Raw genomic sequence first — 20,370 nt, 5'->3', positions numbered from 1 at the left:
CACGGAGCCAACGCGGCTATCGTGCAAAAAGACAATTTTTGGAGGTACCCGACGCATGGATGCGTTGACCGCGACTCTCTCCCTGCTTCGTCTCGAAGGCATCGGCCCCGGCCTCTACTGGCAGTTGGTGGAGCGCTTCGGCTCTGCCCAGATGGCGCTGCAACAAGCTCCCGCCCAACTTCCCCGCAAACTCCCCGATCGCGCCCGCGTCCAGCTGGCTGAATTCCAGCGCCTGGCACTGGACAGCGAACTGGGCCAGTGGGCGCTGGCGGAGCGGCAGCGCTGCGCCGAGTCGTGTATCTATTTGATTCATCGCGACGACGACAGCTACCCGGCACTGCTGAGAGAAATACCGCGGCCACCGCCGGTACTGTACCTGCGCGGTAACCCGAATAGCCTGTCGCTGCCACAGATCGCAGTGGTGGGCGCCCGTCGTGCGACCCGCGCGGGGCTCGATAATGCACAGGCTTTTTCTGCGGATCTCGCCGCGGCGGGCTTTGCGATCACTTCCGGGCTGGCCCTGGGGGTCGACGCCGCTGCCCACAAGGGCGCGCTGCAGGGGGGAGGAAAAACCATCGCGGTACTCGGAACCGGCGTTGACCAGATCTACCCGCGCCGCAACAGCCCGCTTGCCGAGCAGATTCTCGAGGGCAATGGTGCCATCATCAGCGAGCTCCCCCTGGGTACCGCCCCGGAAGCGGGCAACTTTCCCCGTCGCAACCGCATTATTGCCGGGCTCAGTCTAGGCACATTACTGGTGGAGGCCGCGGTGCGTTCCGGTTCGCTGATCACCGCGCGCCTGGCGCTGGAGCAGAATCGCGAAGTGTTCGCCATACCCGGCTCCATCCATAACCCCATGGCGCGGGGGTGTCACCATATGATCAAACATGGCGCCCAGCTGACGGAAACCAGTGCGGACATTGTCCAGGAGCTCGGCGGGCTCTTGTCCGGCCTGGCGCCGCAACCGGGTTTGTTCGACGCACCCCCGGCATCCGCTGAATTTGCAGATTTGCCCGAAGCGCAGCGCCAGGTGATGCGCGCGCTGGGCGCGGATCCGCGCAGCATCGAACAGCTGGCGCGGGACACCGATACCGATGCGGGTGCGTTGATGGCCTGTCTGCTGCAGCTGGAACTCGCGGGCCTGGTGGAGCAGCTGCCCGGCGGTTACCAGCTCACCGGCCCCGGCAATATGGCCTTGCAGGCACTGGTGGAAGAGCCAAAAAGCCGTTACGGTCACGCCTGAAAATATCCGGGAGTCGAAATCATGGGTCTGTTCATCAATCGCTCTGGCAAGCGCGCGCTACGCTATTCGTTTGCCGCAGCCAGCACGGCATTGACACTGGCGTTCGCCAGTGTGGCGCACGCGGCCAAGGGCGATATCTACCTCGACAAGCTGAACCTGCCGCAAGGCTTCAAGATCGAGGTCTACGCCAAGGACATTCCCAATGCACGCCATATGGTGCGCAGCGACAAGGGCACCCTGTTTGTCGGCTCCATGGGCGAGGGCAAGGTCTATGCGGTACTGGACAAAGACGGCGATCAGAAAGCCGATGAGGTGAAAGTGATCGCCGAGGGCCTCAAGCGCCCCACTGGCGTGGCGCTGAAAGATGGCGACCTGTATGTCAGCGCCATCACCAGCATCCTGCGCTTCGATGACATCGAGACGAATCTCGACAACCCGCCGGAGCCGGTGATCATCACCGATCAGTTCCCGGAGAAGCACCACGGCTGGAAGTACATCGCGTTTGGCCCGGATGGCTGGCTGTATGTACCGGTCGGCGCGCCGTGCAATATCTGTGAGGAAAAGGACTACGCCAACATCCAGCGCCTGAAGATTGAAGGCGACAAAGTGGTGAAAACCGAGACCTGGGCCGAGGGGGTTCGCAACACGGTCGGCTTTACCTGGCACCCGCAGACCAAGCACCTGTGGTTTACCGACAATGGCCGCGACATGCTGGGTGACGATATTCCCCCCTGTGAGCTGAACACGGCACCGGTTGCCGGCCTGCACTTTGGATATCCCTATTGCCACGGCAATGACATCCTCGACCCCGAATTTGGCAATAAAGGGAGCGGCGAGGGCAAGCAGTGCAGCGCCTATGTACCGCCGGTACAGGAACTGGGGCCGCATGTGGCACCACTGGGCGTGAAGTTCTATACCGGCGACCAGTTTCCAGCCGCCTACAAAAATCAGGTGCTGATCGCCGAACACGGCTCCTGGAACCGCAGCAAGAAGATCGGCTACCGGGTAACGCTGGTGACTCTGGACGAGCGGGGCGAGGCCACCTCCTACGAGCCGTTTATTGATGGCTGGTTGCAAGGGGAGGAGAACTGGGGGCGTCCGGTGGATGTGCTGGTGATGCCCGATGGCGCGTTGCTGGTATCGGATGATTATGCCGGCGCCATCTACCGGGTCAGTTATCAGAAATAACCGACCGGCGCGGTCCGATCCATCCCGGGAGTGCCCGCCCGTACGGGCGCTCCCTATACTCCCCCTCATATAGAACACCGACAGAGCAGCACCCCATGCCACACCGCAAGGCAAAACCCAGCAAGGAAGAAGAATCCGTCGGCAAGACACTGCGCCGACTGCGCAAAGAGCGCCAGATGACCCTGGGGGAGCTGTCCGACAAAAGTGGCATATCCGTATCCTCGCTTTCGCGCATCGAAAATACGCAGTTATCGCTGAATGTCGAAAAAATTCACGCCCTGGCCAAGGTGTTGGCGGTGCCGCCGGAGGCGTTTTTACAGTCTCAGGGCGCAGAATCTGCACGTGCCCCAGCCAGCCATCCTGCGCGGGCACGGATGGCAATAAACCGCGCGCGCGGGCGCGAAACCACCCGCGAACTCGAGGTCAGCCTGCAATACATGTTCACTGACCTGGAGCCCCGCAGCATGAATTGCATTTATGCGGAGGTGGATCCTATCCCGATCTGGGCATCAGAATTTGTGCGGCACCCGGGTGAGAAGGTGATCATTATCCAGGAAGGGGAGCTGATGGCCTTTGTACAGGGGCAGGCCCCGGCACTGCTCGAAACCGGCGACGTGCTGTACATGGATGGCAACGTGTGGCACTCGGTGGTGGCCGCCAACGGCCGTATCGCTCGTGTCATGGCGGTGCTGAACACCGGTGACGCCGCGGCCCGGGGAGATTTTGAGTCGCGCTTCTTCACCGCGGATGAGTGGAACGCGCTAAATGAGTAGCCGCGTGCGGTTCGCCACCTGGTCTAGTAGCCGCCAGCCGATTTACCGCGCTCCGTCGCGGCCGCTCCTGTCCCTCTCCTATCCCCTCTGATATCCCCTCTGATATCCCCTCTGATATCCCCTCTGATATCCCCTCTGATATCCCCTCTGATATCCCCTCTGATATCCCCTCTGATATCCCCTCTGATATCCGCGATGGGGTTTCGGTCGGGTGTCAATCACGCTCCGTTTGGGGGGCTCCCATCCCAAATCGTACCGTGCTGCGCGCGACCCTGCGGTATTGCAATGTCGGATCCGGCGCCACCTTTCACTCCTTTTCGCAAAAACTGCATAAAAACTGTCCCTTTTCTTACACTTTTAGCAAAAAAACAATAAATCCCTAACGGGAAGCACGTCTGCAAGACGATTGCACCACTCAGTTGTGTATACAAGCAAATAATTAGCGTTTTATTGCGCTTTATGTGGGATTGAGGAGTGATTGACTGCACGATCCAGCGCCGCCGCCGCCATTTACAAAATACTGAATCCTCCCGCCAGTAGAGACAAAAACACTAACTGACCAATAGGTCGATTTGCTTCAATCGCAAAGAATGCCCCGGATTTACGGGGCTCTTGTGAATTGTGTCGCGCCAAGAGGCCCATATTGGTGCGCTTTTGGCAGAATTAATGCCCTTTTGTCCTTTCTCGTCCTTGACTGTCCCGAAAAGTGATCCGGTTTAGAACTGGTTGTTTTGCATATATGCAAATTCTTAATATCGGGCTTCCGGTATTTCGGCTGGGTTTTGTGCAAATTCTGGCCGGCTGCCAAAAACGAAAATAACAGGCTCCAGTGTGGCCCCGGTCTCGGGAATCTGCGCAGGGCCAAACTATTCGACGTAGGGCAACTTCATGAGAATAAAAACCCTGGCCAGCGCGATTGCCGCCGGCCTTTACGCCACGGGCGCGGTGCATGCCATCGCCCAGGCGGGTCCGGCACCCGCGGCGCCGACCAAGGCCATCGAGCTACAGGCGATGGAATTCACGCCAGAGCAGCTGGATCGTTTCCGCAAGCGCGCCGCCGCCGGCTCCCAGCACTCTGTGCTGCAGAACGACGGCCTCAATGTGCAGGTACGCCGCCAGACTGAGAAGTTCATCGAGGAGCGCGGCATTACCGGCGAGCACGTGTACCTGGTGCGCCTGCGCGATGAACCTGTCGCGACCTACCGCGGTGGCAAGGCGGGCTTTGCACCCACCCACGCCACGCTAATGAAGCAGGGCCGCAAAACCACCCTGAACAAACCGTTCAAGGCCGGCCAGCCACAAGCCCCCGCGGTGGAAAAATACCGCAGCCACCTGCTCGAGAAGCAGGCGGTGGTGCTGAACAAGGTGCAGCAGCGGGTTGGCAGCAAGGCGGTACGCCGCCAGTTCACCAACGCGGTGAACGGCTTCTCCATGAAGATGACCCAGGACGAAGCGCGCCGCATCGCACAAATGCCGGACGTCGCTTTTGTCGAGCGTTCGAAAATCTACGAGTTGCACTCGGATGAAGGCCCGAAACTGATCGGCGCCGACCAGCTGTGGACCGGTAGCGCGAATGCCACCGCCGGCGTTCCCCACAAGGGTGAAGGCATTATCGTTGGCATCATCGATACCGGTGTGAACACGGATCACCGCTCCTTCGCTGACGTCGCCGATGACGGTTACGACCACAACAACCCCTGGGGCCAGGGCGTGTACGTGGGTGACTGTACCGTGTCCGGTCAGGAATCCATGTGTAACGACAAGCTGATCGGTGTGCGCAGCTACCCGGTCATCACCGACTACTACGACCTGTTCAATGCGGAGCTGGGTACCAGCATTGCCAAGAACGGTGAAGACTACGACGGCCACGGCTCCCACACCGCCTCCACCACCGCGGGCAACGTCCTGTTGAACGTGGATTACGTGGTGCCCGCCGGTGCCAAAGAGAGCGACGGTATTCTGGTCGCAGAAAATCTGGTTCCGCAGATGTCCGGTGTGGCACCGCGCGCGAACATCGTTTCCTACCAGGCGTGTTTCCCGAACAACGATTTCGATGTGGGCGGCTGCCCCGGTGAATCCATCGTTGCCAGTATCGAAGATGCCATCGCCGATGGCGTCGACGTGATCAACTTCTCCATCGGCGGCCAGGACAGTTTCCCGTGGGAAAGCGCCATGGAGCTCGCGTTCCTGGCGGCCCGTGAAGCGGGTATCAGTGTGTCCGCCTCTGCCGGTAACGCCGGTCAACTGTGTGGCGAAGAGTGCTTCAGCGCCATTGACCACGCCTCCCCCTGGCTGCTCAACGTGGCTGCCTCGACTCACGGTCGTTCCTTCAACGTGGACACGCCCATCAGTCATGCAGGTGCCATCGACACCGGCAACGTGACCAAAACTCCGAGCTGGGAAACCACTGGTCTGGTTGGCGGCTCCATCAACGGCACCGAAATCACCGGTGTGGTGGTGCAGGCGAAGGACTACCCGAATATCAGTGGCGGTTACGACCAGTACTGTGGCGAGCCCTACGAGGCGGGTACCTTTGACAACTACCCGAGCCAGCAGAACGGTGGCGCACCTATCCTCGATAGCATGGGCCAGCGCCCGAATGTGATCGTGGTCTGTGCCCGTAACGACCTGAATGACCCGAACGGTATCGCCCGTTCCGCCAAGGCGGATAACGTCAAGGCAGGCGGCGCCGATGGTTTCGTGCTGTACAACTTCTCCAATGGCGATCCCTTATCCATTGCGTCCTACTCCCTGCCTTCTGCGCATATCACCAGTGAAACCTGGTGGGGCCAGTGGCCGGAGGACGGCCTGGCCTCCTGGTTGAACAACTGGGGCGACTACGGCCACATGATCACCATCGGCAGCACCCAGGTGGATCGCACCGTGAACCAGGAAGACGCCGACTGGCTGGCGCCCTTCTCGTCGCGCGGCCCCAGCTGGACCACGCCGGAGAGCCTGATCCCCATGGTGGCAGCACCGGGTGTGGACATCTACGCGGCCTACGCCGACCAGCACCCCTTCTCCTCTCTGGCGGGTTCCGGCGACTTTGCCGCCCTCAGCGGTACCTCCATGGCCGCGCCGCACGCCGCGGGTGCCCTGGCGCTGATTCGCGAGGCGCATCCCGACTGGACGGCAACCGAAGTGCAGTCCGCACTGATGCTGACCGCGGAAAAAGTGGTCAAGTACAAGCGCCTCAACCGTGAAAACGGCCAGGAAGCCATCGCGGATACCTACCGCGCCGGTGCCGGCCGCATCAATGTGGCGCGCGCGGTTCAGGCCGGTCTGGTGATGGACGAAACCGCTGATAACTTCCTGTTGGCCAACCCCAACAATGGTGGTCTGGTGCACCGTCTGAATATCCCCCAGCTGGTGGATATGAGCTGTGCCCCCAACTGCCAGTGGATGCGTACCTTCAAGGCTACCGAAGACGGTACCTGGAAAGTCTCCGCCGGGGATGTGGTCAACTGGAATCCCGAGTTGCTGTATCAGTCGGAACAGAACGGCGTGACCATCACCGCCATCCCGAGTGAGTTCTCCCTGAAAAAAGGGGAAACCCAGACGGTGGTGATCAACGCCTCCATCATGACCACCTCCGATGCCTTTGGCGGCTCGGAAACGGAACTGCACAGCGACCTGACCCTGACCCCAGCCAATGGCGGTCCGGAGCTGCGTCTGCCGATGGCGTTCAAGTACGACAACCGCGGTATGCCGGAGACCCTGACGGCCACGGCCCACCGCAACGATGGTGATTTCCAGTTCAACGGCATCAACCTGGTTGAAGCGGCCAGCCCGGTAGGGCGTGTGTTCGCACCGGTGAAGGCCGAGGTCAAGCAGGTCAGCCTGCCCAAGGACGACGAGACGGCCTTCCCCTGGGACAGCTATCGCGATGAGTCCGTAGCCATCGAAATGCGCCTGGACGAGGCCACCCACATTGAGTGGATCAATGTCCCGGCCAATGCCAAGCGCGTGGTGGTGGAATCCCACGGTACTGTCGACTCCAATGTGCCGGACGCCTTCGATATCGGTAACGCGGTTCTCTACCTCGGTAAGGACTACAACAACGATGGCAAGGTCGATCCGCTCGACGAAATCCTGTGTGCGTCTCTGCATCTTGCAGCCAACAACTTCTGTAACGTGGAAGATCCGGAGCCCGGCAACTACTGGGTGATCATCTACAACCCACCGGTTCTGCTGGATAACGATCCGATTCATCCGGATGCGCTGGAAACCTTCAGCTACTCCACCGCGGTGATCACCGATACCGAAGCCAGCAACCTGTCTGTGGAAGTCCCTGCAAGCACTGGCAAAGAGCCGGTCAGCGTTACGCTGAACTGGGATATGCCAGACATGCAGACCGGCGACATCTACTACTCCATGATGGACTTTGGCAGTAGCGCGGTGAACCCGGGCAACCTGGGTATGGTTTCCCTGAAACTGGTGCGCGGTAAAGATGACGTCACTTTGGAAGTGCCGCAGGATACGGCGCGCCCCGGCGATGAAATCCCGTTCACCTTCTCGGTACTGCCGAACAACAGTGGCCGCGATCGCAACTTCACCCTCACCGCAGAAATGCCCGAAGGCCTGAACTTCAGTGCCGACGACATCTATGCGTCCAACAGTGAAATTGTCAGCGACGTCACCGTTGATGGCCGCACCATCGTGATCAGCGGTATGCAGCCGGATACCGGCTCGGTACAGCCTGACTACGTGTTGACTACCAACAACGAAGATGCGGCCAACTACTCCCAAGCGTGCATGATGCCGGACTTCGGTCAGAGCGACCGCAGTGGCTACATGGACCTGCTGGGTGAGTTTGGTATGACCCCGGACTTCGGCGGCATGCGCCCGCTGGTCACCGACGACAACGGCTACCCGATTTACGACCCTGAAACCGGCTACACCTACGACGGTGGTATCGATTTCATGAGTGGCGTCAGCATTCCGGTATCGTCCCTGTTCCGCGGCTGGAGAGATAATTTCCATCTGTATAACAACGGCGAGCAAATGAACTTTGGCAAGCAAAACGAACTGTCCATCAAGGCCAACGGCCTGATTGCAATCGATGCGCTGCCGGTGTTCTGGCCGTTCAACAACCCGCTGCCGGACTACTCGATTCCCAATGAGAAGCTCGCTCCGCTGTGGCGTGGTTCCATGGGCTTCTTTGGCCCGCAGCAGGTGCTGTCCACCGAGTACAACCCGAACCCCTGGTGGCCGGAAGAAAACTCCGGTGTGACGCTTGCCGCCGCGGGTGAAGCTGGCTGGGGCATCATCGAGTTCGATAATGCCAAGGACTACCACAGTGAGCAGGACTGGTTCACCGGCATCATCAACAACACGCCGCTGGATAACAGCTTCGACTTCCAGGTGGTGTTCAACACCGACGTCCGTCACGGCGAAGGTGAGCACGAGCTGTACTTTGCCTACGACAACATCAACTTCGGCAGCTTGAACGACCATGGCACCATTGGTCTGCAGGGTTACCGCGGTGCGATGACGCCGTTCGGTCCACTGGAAGGTTATCTGGGTGAGTCCTACGTGGCCAAGACCGCGTTCGATGTCGAGCCGACCACTGGTCTGCGCGACACCATCCACGACAACCTGCTGCTGTGCTGGGACTACCGCGGTCCGGAATCCAGCCAGTTCGACGTCACCGTACCCACCCGGGTAGCGGGCAACGCAGCGGGTATGGAGTTGGCGGTTGAGGCTTTGAGCCAGGTGGATGAATTGGGTGATAAAACCCTGAACCACACCATCCTGGTGCAGAGCAACCTGACCATCAGCGCCATTGCCGACCAGCAAGTGGACGAAGATGGCAGCCTTGACATCACCGTGTTCTACGCCGATGAAACCGCCGGTCGCAACGAGATCCTCGTTTCCGGTGACAACGTTAGCGGTGTAGCGGACGGCTGGGAGCCCGGCTCCAGCGTAACCATCACCCCGGCAGCCGATTTCCACGGTGAGACCAAAGTGACCGTTACCGTGGCCGATCTGGAAAACCCGGCAGACGCGGCATCCACCACCTTTATGCTCACTGTGAATGGTGTAAATGACGCGCCCATGGCCGCGGTTACCGGCGATGTGACCATCACCGAAGGGGAAAGTGCCACTCTGGATGCGAGCGGGAGCTCGGACCCTGACGGCGACATGCTGACCTTCAGCTGGGCGGGCAATGGAACCATTGCGGATGCCACCCAGGCGACCACCACCGTGAGTGACCTTGGTGCGGGTGAGCATATTTTCACCGTGACCGTCAGCGATGGTGCGCTGAGTGCCGAGGCGAGCCTCACTGTCACCGTTGAGTCTGCGGTTGAAGACGAAGTGGAAGTCACCGAGAAACCGAAGAAAAAACGCGGTGGTTCCGTGTACTACCTGTTGGGCCTGCTGGCTCTGGCGGGACTGGTACGTCGCCGCAAGAACCCTGTTGTAGCGTAACGCTGTAACGCCCCGAAGGGTGGAGTAGCCCCCGCGGCTCCACCCTTCTTCCATCCTCACAGGATGACGGCCAGCCTTGTGCTGGCCTTTTTTATGTCTGGGGTTTGGCAAGGCACCAACCCGTGCGCGCCTTGTCTAGGCTGGTAGTATTCGCTAAATTGCTGCGCTTCCCGCCAGCATGGCCCGAAAGAGTCTCAGCCTTTGTCAGAGAAAGCCAAACCCGTCGCCGTGGGCGACCAGACCTCCTTGCATTCCCTTCCGCCCAGTGTCGGTTTCAGCCTGGCCAGCGCCGCGCGCATACTCGCCGCCGGCGGTGTGATCGCCCATCCCACCGAATCCGTGTGGGGGCTCGCCTGCGACCCGAATAACCGGGACGCGGTGGCACGCCTGTTGCGGCTCAAGAACCGTCCCATGGAAAAGGGCTTGATCCTCGTGTCGGGCAATGCCGGGCACTTCTCCGGCCTGCTGCACAACCTTTCCGGCGACCAGCGCGCGCGGATTGACGCCACCTGGCCGGGGCCCGTTACCTGGCTGGTGCCGCACTTCGACCAGGTGCCTTCATGGATCAGTGGCGTGCACCACAGCGTGGCGCTGCGCCACACCAATCACCCGTTTACCGCGGCGCTGTCGCGGGCCTTTGGTGGCCCTATCGTGTCCACCTCTGCCAACCCCGGCGGCTGCCAGCCGGCGCGGCACAAATTTCAGGTGCTGCGCTATTTTGGCAATGCGCTGGATTTCGTCGGCGGCGGCAACACCGGTGGGCGCGCCTCACCCAGTGAAATCCGCGATGCCGCCAGTGGCCGGGTGCTGCGTGCGGGCTGAGTGCCTCGGCCCTTTTTCCTGCTGCTGTTACCGCGACTGTTCCCGCGAACCTAATTCGAGAAGTTACTATGAGTACGATTGATATCCAGGCCGTCAAAGACTATCTGCTAGGTCTGCAGGATCGCATTTGCGCCGATCTGGTGGCGGTGGACGGCACAGCGTTTTTTGAAGACGCCTGGCAGCGCGAGGCGGGCGGCGGTGGTCGTACCCGTGTGATGGAAAACGGCAATGTGATTGAAAAGGGCGGGGTCAATTTTTCCCACGTGTATGGCGACAAACTGCCGCCCTCTGCCACCGCGGCGCGCCCGGAGCTCGCCGGCCGTTCGTTTGAGGCGATGGGTGTGAGCCTGGTAATCCACCCGCGCAATCCATACGCGCCCACCAGTCACGCCAACGTACGATTGTTTGTGGCGCAGAAAGAGGGCGCCGAGCCGGTGTGGTGGTTTGGTGGTGGCTATGACCTCACCCCTTATTACGGCTTTGAGGAAGACGTGGTGCACTGGCACCAGACCGCCAAAGACGCCTGTGCGCCCTTCGGCGACGATATTTATCCGCGCTTCAAAAAGTGGTGCGATGAATATTTCTATCTGAAACATCGGGACGAGGCGCGCGGCGTGGGCGGACTTTTCTTCGATGATTTCAATGAAGGTGGTTTCGATAACGCCTTTGGCCTGTTGCGGGCGGTGGGTGATTCCTATACCGACGCCTATTTGCCGATCCTGAAAAAGCGCAAGGACACCGAATACGGTGAGCGCGAGCGGGATTTCCAGCTGTACCGCCGCGGCCGTTACGTGGAATTCAATCTGGTGTTCGATCGCGGCACCCTGTTTGGCTTACAAAGCGGTGGCCGCACCGAATCCATCCTGATGTCACTGCCACCGGAAGTGCGCTGGCGCTACAACTGGCAGCCGGAAGCGGGCAGCGCGGAAGAAAAACTCTACGCGGACTTTTTGCCGCACCGGGAGTGGATCTAAAGCACCTTACTGAAAGGTCGTAAAAAGGAAAACGCCATGCACAAGGCTCGTCTGGAAGACATCAACCAACTGTTCCTCGAATACCGCCGCTTATTTGAGGCGCGGGATGCGGAGCAGATTGCAGACTTTTATCGTTTCCCGATCCACTACTATTTTTCCAATGGAAAAAAATCCGATCTCAGCCGTGAGTACTTTGTTGGGCGGGTAAAAAAGCTGTTAGCGCTGTACCAGAAGCTGGGGGTCACCCAGATCGTCGGTGCGGTTACCGATGTGATCGAGCTGAATGAAAATACCAGCCTCGCCACGCTCAACTGGGTGCTGCTGGATGCGAGCGGTGAAAAACCGAAGCAGATCTACAGCGCGATTACGCGCTATATGGTGTGCGAGCTCAATGGAAAACTGAAGATCGACGGATTGATCGGTGTTGATGAAACTTCTCGTATTCGCGAGGCATTGAGAAAATCCGAATGAAAATAATAATTTCGCTATTCATTGTTCTGGCAGTAAGCGGTTGTGCGCGCATTGCCAATAATCTGCAGCTGTACAAGCTGGAAGCGAATTCTGTCGATAAGACCCTTACCGAAGGGAGTAAGACCGTGGAGCTGGAGTACCACGGAGAGAAAGGGGAATCCGTATCTTCTGCCGTGTCGCGTTGGATGAATCAGGCGGAAGCCATTTGTGATTCCGCGGATTTTACTATTTACTCGCCTAGCTTCAGTCGCATCATGTTTGAGGTAGGCGATGTCCGCAGCTATGGCGATCTGACGGTGGTCTTTCCTGAAAGAGGAAAAGAACACTGGCCTCAGGTACTCGGGCAGATTGATTGCCCCTGCTTCCGGGAGCTGCCCTCTTCGGATGATTTGAGCTTCCTTTTTCCTGAAGATGTTCGAGACCAGTACAATTGTTTTAAGGAAGAGATCTGACCCAACATGGAACTGGATCAATACGCAGTAATTGGCAATCCCATTAAACAATCCCTGTCTCCGGTGATCCATACTGCGTTTGCCAGGGAGACTCATCAAGCGCTGGAATACGGCAAGCTGTTTGCGGAAGTAGACGGCTTTAAGGCGGTGGTGGATGCATTTTTTTCTGCCGGCGCCAAGGGGCTGAATGTCACCGCGCCGTTCAAGCTGGATGCATTTGAATACGCCGATGAACTTACCGAGCGGGCACGATTGGCCGGTGCGGTGAATACTCTGGCGCGACAGCCCGATGGCACTTTACTGGGCGACAATACCGATGGACCGGGGCTGGTGTCGGATATCCGCGACCACCTGGGCTGGGTCATCGAGGGCAAGAAGGTACTGGTGTTGGGCGCCGGTGGCGCGACGCGCGGTACCTTGCTGCCACTGCTGAAGCAAAACCCGGCGCAGCTGCATATCGCCAATCGTACCGCGTCCAAGGCCGAGCGGCTGGCCGAGGACTTTGCGGCCTACGGCGCGCTGAGCGCCAGTGGCCTCGACACCATTCCCGCGGGCTTTGATCTGATTATCAATGCCAGTGCCGCCGGCCTGTCCGGCGAGCGGCCGCAGATCGACCCGTCGGTGATCGGCCCGGATTGCTCCGCCTACGACATGGTGTACGGCGCCGAGCCCACCGCTTTTATGCGCTGGGCGGAACCACTGGGTGCACGCACCGCGGATGGTCTGGGCATGCTGGTGGGGCAGGCGGCCGAAGCGTTTGCCCTGTGGCGCGGCGTGCGGCCGTCGGTGGAACCGGTACTGGCGATGCTGCGGGAGACGCTGCGCGCAAAGGGCCGGGCACACGAGCGCTGATTTCGCCACCGCCCCAATCCTTCCCCATAGAACGATTCTCCGTTTTACGGTCACCAAAAGGTGTTCTGACCGCCACGCCACACTATGGTTAAAGCCGGGAATTGCCGCCCGGTCCGGGATTTTTTCACCGCCGGGGCCGCGATTCCCCCGGCAATACGCCAAAGTGCCAGAGAAATCCGCTGAAACTGGCCGGAAAACGCCGCACAGCGTACTTTTCCGGCCGAGTTTTGGTATCCTCTCGCCCCTAATTTTTTGGGCTCGACCGCGTTTGCTGCTAGGCGAGATTGGCGCGGCCCTGTGTTCCCTGGCTTTTCCCTGTGTCACTGGCGACTTTCACCCTGCGGCATCGGCGAACTCTGGAGTTATCCACAAGTGAAACAGCTTCCCTTCGAGAAAGTCACCATCGTCATGGGCTCCCAGTCCGACTGGCCAACCATGGAAATGGCGACCAAGCCGCTGACCGATCTGGGCGTGCCTTTTGCCACCGCCGTGGTCTCTGCCCATCGCACCCCGCAGCGCATGGTGGAATTTGCCACCACGGCGCACGAGCGTGGCACCCAGGTGATCATCGCCGGTGCCGGCGGTTCCGCGCATTTGCCGGGTATGATCGCGGCCATGACCCCGCTGCCGGTGATCGGTGTGCCGGTGGCCAGCAAATTCATGACCGGCATGGACAGCCTGCTGTCCATCGTGCAGATGCCGAAGGGCGTGGCGGTGGCCACCCAGGCAGTGGGCGCTTCCGGTGCATTCAATGCGGGCCTGATGGCGGCACAGATGCTGTCCCTGACCGACCCGGAGCTGCAAAAGCGCCTGATCGCCTGGCGCGAACAGCAGAGCGCCGGCGTGCCATTCGAAGTGGAATGATTGTCCGTAGAGATTTCTGAACGTTTACGAGGTGTAGCGCAAATGACCGTCAGACGCGTAGGTATTGTCGGCTGTGGCCAGCTGGCCCAGATGATGGCCCAGGAGGCTCGCCCGCTGGGTATCGAGTTCAGTTTCCTCGCCGAGGGTGGGGAAAACACCACCTGCGTGGAAGGGCTCGGCACGATTGTGGATGCCGGTGATGGCGCCGACGTCGAGGCGCTGTACGAGGCCATGGGCAGCCCCGAAGTCATCACCGCCGAGCGCGAGGGTGTGGATGTCGGCCTGCTGCGCGCGTTGGAAAAATTCTGCCCGGTCTACCCGCGCCCGGATGCCTTCGAAAAAACCCAGCATCGGGTGCGCGAAAAGACCGCGATCACCGACGCGGGCCTGCCGGTGGCACCCTTCCGCCCGGCCAACAATTACGCCGAGATCTGCGAGGCCGTGAAGGCGTTGGGTTACCCGTCATTTATCAAAAGCTGTGAAAACGGCTATGACGGCAAGAACCAGTGGCGGGTGAACAGCGACGAGGATCTCGCGGCCATCGCCAACGACGTGCCCGAGTCCGAGTATGTGGTGGAAAAGGGCATCCACTTTTCCCGCGAAGTCTCCCTGATCGGTGCGCGCACCGCTGACGGCAAGGTAGTCACCTATCCGCTGGCGGAAAACGACCACTACAACGGCACCCTGCTGGTTTCCACGGCACCGGCCCCCCATGTGGACGAAAAGCTGCAGACCACCGCCGAAGAATACCTGTCCACCCTGATGAACGCCTGGGATTACGTGGGCGTGCTCGCAATGGAGTGCTTCGTGACCGAAGACGGCCTGCTGATCAACGAGCTGGCGCCGCGGGTGCACAACAGTGGCCACTGGACTTTGGCCGGCGCCAAAACCAGTCAGTTTGCCAACCATGTGCGCGCGATACTGGGTATGGAGCTTGGCGCCACCGATGCGGCGCGTCCGGCAGTGATGATCAATATGCTGGGTGTGGACAAGAAACCGGCACTGGCCAACGAAGGTGTCTGGTCCTACGGCAAGGCACTGCGCCCGGGCCGTAAGATGGGCCATGTAATCCTGCTGGACGATACACAGGATGCGCTGGCTACCCGCATCGACAGCATGTTGGAAGAACTGTACGGTCCCAGCAAGCGCCCCGCCTGATTATTCCGGCGGCGGTGGCACTGCCGCTGCCGGGTATCGTTCGGTTTTCCCAATCCGGTGAAACCCGAACTCTGCACCACTCCTTTTCAGTGGATCTGGCATACTGACCCCCGTTGACCCCGCCAGGTTTTTCCTGGCGGTACCATTGACCGGGGGTTGCTGTATGCGTGAATTCATTAAAAATCTTTCCATCTGTTTTGCCGCCGGCGGCATCGCCGGGCTCGCCTATGCCCTGGGCCTGTGGGCCATGGGGCACTACGGGTTTACCCGCTTTCTGCACGTGGATATCGCGCCCTATCTCTCCAATGCCTATATTTACCAACGGGTAGTCTGGGGTGGCATCTGCGGCCTGATATTCCTGTTGCCCTGGCGCAAGAGCTGGGTCAGTCGCGGCTTTCTGCTATCCCTGATTCCCGCGGGTATTTTGCTGCTGGTGCTGCTGCCCATGCGCGGCCTTGGGGTCGGCGCACTGGCACTGGGTACGCTTGCGCCGCTGGTGATTATCCTGGCCTGTGCGGCCGGGGGTATTGCGGGTTCCGGCTGGTTGAGAGCCCAGGGAAAATAAACGGTGTTACAAACAGGGTGCATACAATGAAACGGAAACTATCGATCGCTCTGCTGATGGCGGCGATGTCTCTGGGCGCAACTGCGTCGGAGCAGGACACGCGGGATTTGATCGCGCTGGGCGCACTGACCTTTGCGGATAATTGCAGAAAGTGTCACCAGCTGGACGGTTACGGTGAGGAGGCGCTCTACCCATCGTTGCACGATCCCAAGCTGCTGGCGAACAAGTCGCTGTTGATCGACACGCTGCTGCATGGGCGCTCGGCACCGCGTCGCAACGGTGGTGAAGAAGATCTGATGCCGCCGCTGGAATTTCTGACCGATCGCGAGATTGCAGCGATTATTGCGTTTATTTCCAATACCTGGGGTGACGGGGTCTTGCTGGTGAGCGAAGAAGAGATTAAAGCGGCGCGCTGAGTGAACGCGGCACTGAAGAGAGATTAATAAAAAAGGTCGGCAATTGCCGACCTTTTTTATTGCGATGCACCTTACGCAGGCTTTCTTGCCAGCGGCTGGCACATGCAGTGCACACCGCCGCCGCCGGCAGTGATCATGGAGATGTCCGGGTCGATCACGTCGAGGCCGTGGGCGCGGCACTTTTCTTTCAGTTCGGTGTTGTCGGACGGCAGCATGACGCGGTCGTTGCCCAGCGCGACAACGTTGACGCCCAGCTCCATCACCTGTGGGTAGGAGATGTCGATGATGTCGAAGTTACGGGACTTGAACCACTGCACCAGTTCCGGCTCTACGGCGTCGACACACACGGCGACGAGCTTTTCCGCCAGCGCGGCGACGAGTACGTCGATGTGCAGGAAGTAGGGGTCGAACTCGTAGCCTTTCACTTCCCAGCCTTCTTTTTCAATCCAGCTTTTCATCTGGTTGAAGCCCTGGGGTGAGGTGCGTTCGCCGCTGTAGCCACACAGGATGACACCGGGTTCGAGCACCATGAAGTCACCGCCTTCCAAACTGCCGGCGGTGATGATGTCGTAAATGGGGATGTCGAGTTTCTGGTAGGTCTTCACCACATCGACCCATTCGCCGCGGCGCCAGGGGGAGTACATCTGGGTGACGATGGGTCCCCAGGGGGTCATGACGCTGCTGTCGCGGGCGTAGAGCTGGTAGGGGAGGTTGGCGTCGGCGGGCAGCAGGTGAGTGGTGACGCCGGCGTGCTTGTAGGCGTCGAGCATTTCCTGGTGCTGGCGTTTGGCGACGGCGGCGTCGAACTGACGGCCGAGGCGCACGGAGCGGCGGCTGGCGGCGTTGCCCATCTGCCAGGTGTAGTTGTCGATGGGGCCGACGAGCAGGTCGGTGAGCACGCCGTATTCGGAGTCGATGCCCCAGTTTTTCAGCGGCGCGGTGTTGCCGTCTTCGTTGCGGTGTTTGTAAGTAAATTCAGTCATCTTAAAAACTCGATTGGGTTGCTCGGGTTTTGTGGAGCCGGTTAGCTGGTTCCGGGGCGCCGCCACTGGCGGCTTCAATTCAAATATCTTCGTTCTATTCAGCCATGTGGTTCGCGCGCCCCAGTCCGTAGGGTGGATAAGCGCAGCGCATCCACCAATCCGCTCAGCCGGGGTTTGCCATCTTCAGCATCGCGTGCAGCAGCACATTCGCCCCCGCTTCCAGATCCTTCGGTTCCGCATTTTCCGCTTCGTTGTGGCTCAACCCTTTTTCACAGGGCACAAAGATCATGCTGGTAGGGGCAACGCGGGAGATGTATACGGAGTCGTGCCCGGCGCCGGAAACCATTTCCTTGTTGCTGTAACCCAGCCCGGCCACTGAACTGCGCACGGCTTCCACGCACTGGTCATCAAACTTGACCGCGGGGGAGCGCCATTCGTCGCGGATCTGGTGTTCGAGGCCGGTATCGTCGGCCACGCGGGCGGCGATTTCGCGGAAGCGCTGGTCCATGCTGTCGAGGATGTTCTGGTCCGGGTGGCGCAGGTCGACGGCGAGGACGAGTTTTTCCGGCACGGTGTTGCGGCTGCCGGGTTCGACGCGGATGTCGCCGAAGGTGGCGCGAGCCCAGGGGGCGTGCTCTGCGGCGAGTTTGTATAGTTCGTCGAGGATCCGATGCAAGCCCATAAACGGATCGCGACGGGTTTCCATGGGGCTGGGGCCGGCGTGGCAGGGTTGGCCGATGAGGGTGAGGTCGTACCAGTGCATGCCCTGCACGCCGCTCAGCACGCCGATGGTTTTTTCTTCCGCTTCTAAAATGGGGCCCTGTTCGATGTGGACTTCAAACGCGGCGGCGAGGGGGCGCGGCTTGGCGGGGGTGTCGCCTTTGTAGCCGATGCGCGCGAGTTCTTCGCCGAAGGATTTGCCTTCCTTGTCCTCGCGGGCGTAGGCGTAGTCGAGGTCGAATTCACCCGCCCACACGCCGGAGCCGATCATGGCGGGGGAGAAACGGGCACCTTCTTCGTTGGTCCACACCGCCACCTCCAGCGGGGCTTCGGTTTCGATGCCGGCGTCATTCAGTGCACGCACGACCTCGAGGCCGGCGAGGACGCCGTAAACGCCGTCGAACTTGCCACCGGTGGGCTGGGTGTCGAGGTGGGAGCCGGTGAGTACCGGCGGCAGATCCGGGTTTTTACCCGGGCGTTGCGCGAAGATATTGCCCACTTCATCGAAAGTGACGTTACAGCCGGCTTCTTTGCACCACTTCACGAACAGGTCGCGGCCCTGCTTGTCGAGGTCCGTGAGCGCCTGGCGGTTGCAACCGCCCTTGTGGGTAGCGCCGATCTGCGCCATTTCCATCAGGGTATTCCACAGGCGCTGGCCATTCACGCGCAGCTCGCTGGTGTCCATCATTCTATGGTCTCGCTGGTTATTGGTTTATGCGCAATCAGGAATTTTCTGGGCCTTCAGATTCTAGGCCCAAATGAGGAGGTATTTTGACCGAGGGTGGCGTGCTCTTTTGCGGATTTGGTTTGGTGAGGCCATGGATTGTGCGGTGGCGCCGCTTTTGAGGTGCATAAAATTCCGCCTTCGGCGGAAGCCCGTCTGGCGAAGCCGTTAAATTACGCGTCAAAAAAGTGTTACGCTTTCGCTGATTCACAACAATAAATTTAGGGGGATAGTCGATGAAAAGGATGTTTCTCGGGATCTTTTTGAGTCTCGTAGGCGCTGCCCTGCCGGTGGAGGCCAGTTTCGAAAAGGCCATGGAGGACTACACCGCGGGCAACTTCACCGAAGCCTATCGCAGCTTTGACGCTCTGGCTGCGATTGGTGACTACAGCGCGGCGTTCAATATCGGTGTTATGTACTACCGGGGTCAGCATGTAGAGCACGATCCCGTGGAAGCGTGGGCTTGGATGCAGCTGGCGGCTTCCCAGTCTGGCGTCGAATCTTTGTCGCAGACCGCGCAGAAGGTTCTTGCCAACCTCAACCAGCAACAGCAGAACGAGGCCTCTGCGCGCCTGGAAACCCTGTTGCAGAGTTACAGCCAGGAAGTGCTCGCAGAGGCGCTGGCGCCCGTGCCGATGTCCGACGAGGAGTGCGATGTGGACCGCATCTCGATCGCGAAGAAGCAACCCCGTTATCCAACGAAAGAACTGCGGCGGGGCAATTTCGGTCGCGTCGTGGTGGAATATTCGGTGATGCCCACCGGGCATGTGCGCGATGTATCGGTAGTGCAGTCTAATAGTGACGACTTTTCCCGAGCGGCCGCTGACTCCGCGCTCTATTACCGCTATGAGCCGTTGCCTCAGAGAGAGCCCACTACCGGCGTGAAAACGTTGATTTCCTTTTCGATGGAAGGAGGGATCGCCAATCGCGACGAACTGGTGGCCGAGCTGGATGAGTGGCGAGAAAAGGCCGAAGCCGGCGATGGGGTGGCGCAATACGTGTATGCATACCGACTAAATGTGTTCCGCTCCTTCAAAAAATATATGGACGATGTTGACCTGGAATACCAGACCGCTAACCAGTGGTATATGGAGTCCGCGAAGAATGGTATCCCTCAAGCCCAATATCAGATGGGCCGCAACATGATCGCCGGTCGTGGGTGTGAGGCGGATGTTGAAACGGGGATGAAGTGGATCAGTGCGGCGGCCGTGTCTGGTCTGCCGGAGGCGCAGCAGTACCTCGCCAGTAACGCCCGCGGTATGCCCGAGGAGCAGCGTCGTGTGCATGCCCTGCGCTGGCTGAAAAACGCCGCCGCCGGTGGCCATTACCTTTCCGGCCTGTTGCTGGCGTGGGAGCTGGTTTCCGGCCCGGACGCGGCAAGTGCCGAAGACCTGGCGCTGGCGGAACGGCTAGTTGACGCAGATCCCGAGCGCTACTTCGATGAGGTGCGAATTCTCGAAACGCAAGCGGCGGTGGCCGCAGCACAGGAGAACTTCCGGAAGGCTCAGCGTCTGCAGAAGAAAGCAGTCAAAATTGCCGACCGCCTCGGGTGGGATCTGCGAGATGCGAATCACCGACAGGCTGCCTATCTGCGGGGCGAAAAATGGAGCGGTCCCTACTACTTCGATATTGAGCTGGAGCCAGACTCGGTTCAGGTCGCTGCAGAGTAAAGACTCGGCGGCGACCGCGGACTACCCGCCGTTACAAATTATTCAGCGAGCTACTCGTTGGTG

General features: G+C 59.9%; 17 protein-coding genes. 14 read left to right on the top strand and 3 right to left on the bottom strand.

Annotated features, from left to right (window positions below):
• Window positions 1–55 precede the first annotated feature (55 nt).
• The 3 genes from dprA (at window position 56) to AU182_RS01640 (ending at window position 3,204) form a co-directional block, all read left to right on the top strand.
• Window positions 56–1,243 (top strand): DNA-processing protein DprA, encoded by a 1,188-nt coding sequence (gene dprA, locus AU182_RS01650; RefSeq protein ID WP_066959707.1) that lies wholly within the window; start codon window positions 56–58, stop codon window positions 1,241–1,243.
• Between the two features lie 21 nt (window positions 1,244–1,264).
• Window positions 1,265–2,431, top strand: coding sequence for a sorbosone dehydrogenase family protein (locus AU182_RS01645; protein WP_082859153.1), 1,167 nt, complete (start codon window positions 1,265–1,267; stop codon window positions 2,429–2,431).
• Window positions 2,432–2,526: 95 nt separating this feature from the next.
• Window positions 2,527–3,204, top strand: a complete 678-nt coding sequence (locus tag AU182_RS01640; RefSeq protein ID WP_066959705.1) for a helix-turn-helix domain-containing protein — start codon at window positions 2,527–2,529, stop codon at window positions 3,202–3,204.
• A gap of 23 nt (window positions 3,205–3,227) precedes the next feature.
• On the opposite strand, the gene AU182_RS16715 is transcribed toward AU182_RS01640, so the two are convergent.
• Complete coding sequence (locus AU182_RS16715) at window positions 3,228–3,422, bottom strand: hypothetical protein (RefSeq protein ID WP_227718080.1); 195 nt, start codon at window positions 3,420–3,422, stop codon at window positions 3,228–3,230.
• Window positions 3,423–4,092: 670 nt separating this feature from the next.
• Here AU182_RS16715 and AU182_RS16880 point away from each other — a divergent pair.
• From AU182_RS16880 to AU182_RS01590, 10 genes are all read left to right on the top strand, one after another.
• On the top strand, window positions 4,093–9,636 hold the full coding sequence (locus AU182_RS16880) for a S8 family serine peptidase (protein ID WP_066959703.1): 5,544 nt from the start codon (window positions 4,093–4,095) through the stop codon (window positions 9,634–9,636).
• A gap of 201 nt (window positions 9,637–9,837) precedes the next feature.
• On the top strand, window positions 9,838–10,458 hold the full coding sequence (locus tag AU182_RS01630; protein ID WP_369802027.1) for an L-threonylcarbamoyladenylate synthase: 621 nt from the start codon (window positions 9,838–9,840) through the stop codon (window positions 10,456–10,458).
• Between the two features lie 68 nt (window positions 10,459–10,526).
• Window positions 10,527–11,432: an oxygen-dependent coproporphyrinogen oxidase gene (gene hemF / locus AU182_RS01625; RefSeq protein WP_066959700.1), complete on the top strand. Its 906-nt coding sequence runs from the start codon at window positions 10,527–10,529 to the stop codon at window positions 11,430–11,432.
• Between the two features lie 36 nt (window positions 11,433–11,468).
• A complete protein-coding gene (locus AU182_RS01620) occupies window positions 11,469–11,903 on the top strand; it encodes a hypothetical protein (RefSeq protein ID WP_066959698.1) in 435 nt (144 codons plus the stop codon).
• Entirely contained in the window at window positions 11,900–12,355 is a 456-nt protein-coding gene (locus AU182_RS01615) for a hypothetical protein (RefSeq protein ID WP_066959696.1), read from the top strand. The genes AU182_RS01620 and AU182_RS01615 overlap by 4 nt, the downstream gene beginning before the upstream one ends.
• Before the next feature lie 6 nt (window positions 12,356–12,361).
• Window positions 12,362–13,207 carry a shikimate dehydrogenase gene (gene aroE / locus AU182_RS01610; RefSeq protein WP_227718079.1) on the top strand — a complete coding sequence of 282 codons (846 nt, stop codon included), beginning with the start codon at window positions 12,362–12,364 and terminating at the stop codon, window positions 13,205–13,207.
• Window positions 13,208–13,579: 372 nt separating this feature from the next.
• The gene (purE, locus tag AU182_RS01605; RefSeq protein ID WP_082859152.1) at window positions 13,580–14,071 is read left to right on the top strand and encodes a 5-(carboxyamino)imidazole ribonucleotide mutase; all 492 of its coding nucleotides are present in this window, start codon (window positions 13,580–13,582) and stop codon (window positions 14,069–14,071) included.
• A gap of 42 nt (window positions 14,072–14,113) precedes the next feature.
• On the top strand, window positions 14,114–15,229 hold the full coding sequence (locus AU182_RS01600; protein WP_066959694.1) for a 5-(carboxyamino)imidazole ribonucleotide synthase: 1,116 nt from the start codon (window positions 14,114–14,116) through the stop codon (window positions 15,227–15,229).
• 163 nt (window positions 15,230–15,392) lie between these two features.
• Entirely contained in the window at window positions 15,393–15,794 is a 402-nt protein-coding gene (locus AU182_RS01595; protein WP_066959692.1) for a hypothetical protein, read from the top strand.
• 26 nt (window positions 15,795–15,820) lie between these two features.
• On the top strand, window positions 15,821–16,210 hold the full coding sequence (locus AU182_RS01590) for a cytochrome c (protein WP_066959690.1): 390 nt from the start codon (window positions 15,821–15,823) through the stop codon (window positions 16,208–16,210).
• 71 nt (window positions 16,211–16,281) lie between these two features.
• Here the strand turns inward: AU182_RS01590 and AU182_RS01585 are convergent, their stop codons facing one another.
• The gene (locus AU182_RS01585; protein ID WP_066959688.1) at window positions 16,282–17,193 is read right to left on the bottom strand and encodes a dimethylarginine dimethylaminohydrolase family protein; all 912 of its coding nucleotides are present in this window, start codon (window positions 17,191–17,193) and stop codon (window positions 16,282–16,284) included.
• 163 nt (window positions 17,194–17,356) lie between these two features.
• Window positions 17,357–18,601: a Zn-dependent hydrolase gene (locus AU182_RS01580; protein ID WP_066959686.1), complete on the bottom strand. Its 1,245-nt coding sequence runs from the start codon at window positions 18,599–18,601 to the stop codon at window positions 17,357–17,359.
• 272 nt (window positions 18,602–18,873) lie between these two features.
• Between AU182_RS01580 and AU182_RS01575 the strand changes: the two genes are divergently transcribed.
• Window positions 18,874–20,307 carry a TonB family protein gene (locus AU182_RS01575; protein ID WP_082859151.1) on the top strand — a complete coding sequence of 478 codons (1,434 nt, stop codon included), beginning with the start codon at window positions 18,874–18,876 and terminating at the stop codon, window positions 20,305–20,307.
• The last annotated feature ends 63 nt before the right edge of the window (window positions 20,308–20,370 follow it).

The organism is Microbulbifer sp. Q7, from assembly GCF_001639145.1.
In the GTDB taxonomy this organism is placed as follows: domain Bacteria; phylum Pseudomonadota; class Gammaproteobacteria; order Pseudomonadales; family Cellvibrionaceae; genus Microbulbifer.
The sequence above is the reverse complement of the archived record's forward strand: the minus strand, read 5'-3'. Positions and strand labels throughout refer to the sequence as shown.

Bases quoted from the DNA above. Each gene is read 5' to 3' on its own strand.
- aroE (WP_227718079.1), top strand. From the start codon at position 12,362: ATGGAACTGGATCAATACGCAGTAATTGGCAATCCCATTAAACAATCC.
- AU182_RS01640 (WP_066959705.1), top strand. From the start codon at position 2,527: ATGCCACACCGCAAGGCAAAACCCAGCAAGGAAGAAGAATCCGTCGGC.
- AU182_RS01590 (WP_066959690.1), top strand. From the start codon at position 15,821: ATGAAACGGAAACTATCGATCGCTCTGCTGATGGCGGCGATGTCTCTG.
- AU182_RS01600 (WP_066959694.1), top strand. From the start codon at position 14,114: ATGACCGTCAGACGCGTAGGTATTGTCGGCTGTGGCCAGCTGGCCCAG.
- AU182_RS01585 (WP_066959688.1), bottom strand. From the start codon at position 17,193: ATGACTGAATTTACTTACAAACACCGCAACGAAGACGGCAACACCGCG.
- AU182_RS16880 (WP_066959703.1), top strand. From the start codon at position 4,093: ATGAGAATAAAAACCCTGGCCAGCGCGATTGCCGCCGGCCTTTACGCC.
- AU182_RS01645 (WP_082859153.1), top strand. From the start codon at position 1,265: ATGGGTCTGTTCATCAATCGCTCTGGCAAGCGCGCGCTACGCTATTCG.
- AU182_RS01575 (WP_082859151.1), top strand. From the start codon at position 18,874: ATGAAAAGGATGTTTCTCGGGATCTTTTTGAGTCTCGTAGGCGCTGCC.
- AU182_RS01580 (WP_066959686.1), bottom strand. From the start codon at position 18,601: ATGATGGACACCAGCGAGCTGCGCGTGAATGGCCAGCGCCTGTGGAAT.
- hemF (WP_066959700.1), top strand. From the start codon at position 10,527: ATGAGTACGATTGATATCCAGGCCGTCAAAGACTATCTGCTAGGTCTG.
- AU182_RS01595 (WP_066959692.1), top strand. From the start codon at position 15,393: ATGCGTGAATTCATTAAAAATCTTTCCATCTGTTTTGCCGCCGGCGGC.
- AU182_RS01620 (WP_066959698.1), top strand. From the start codon at position 11,469: ATGCACAAGGCTCGTCTGGAAGACATCAACCAACTGTTCCTCGAATAC.
- dprA (WP_066959707.1), top strand. From the start codon at position 56: ATGGATGCGTTGACCGCGACTCTCTCCCTGCTTCGTCTCGAAGGCATC.
- AU182_RS01615 (WP_066959696.1), top strand. From the start codon at position 11,900: ATGAAAATAATAATTTCGCTATTCATTGTTCTGGCAGTAAGCGGTTGT.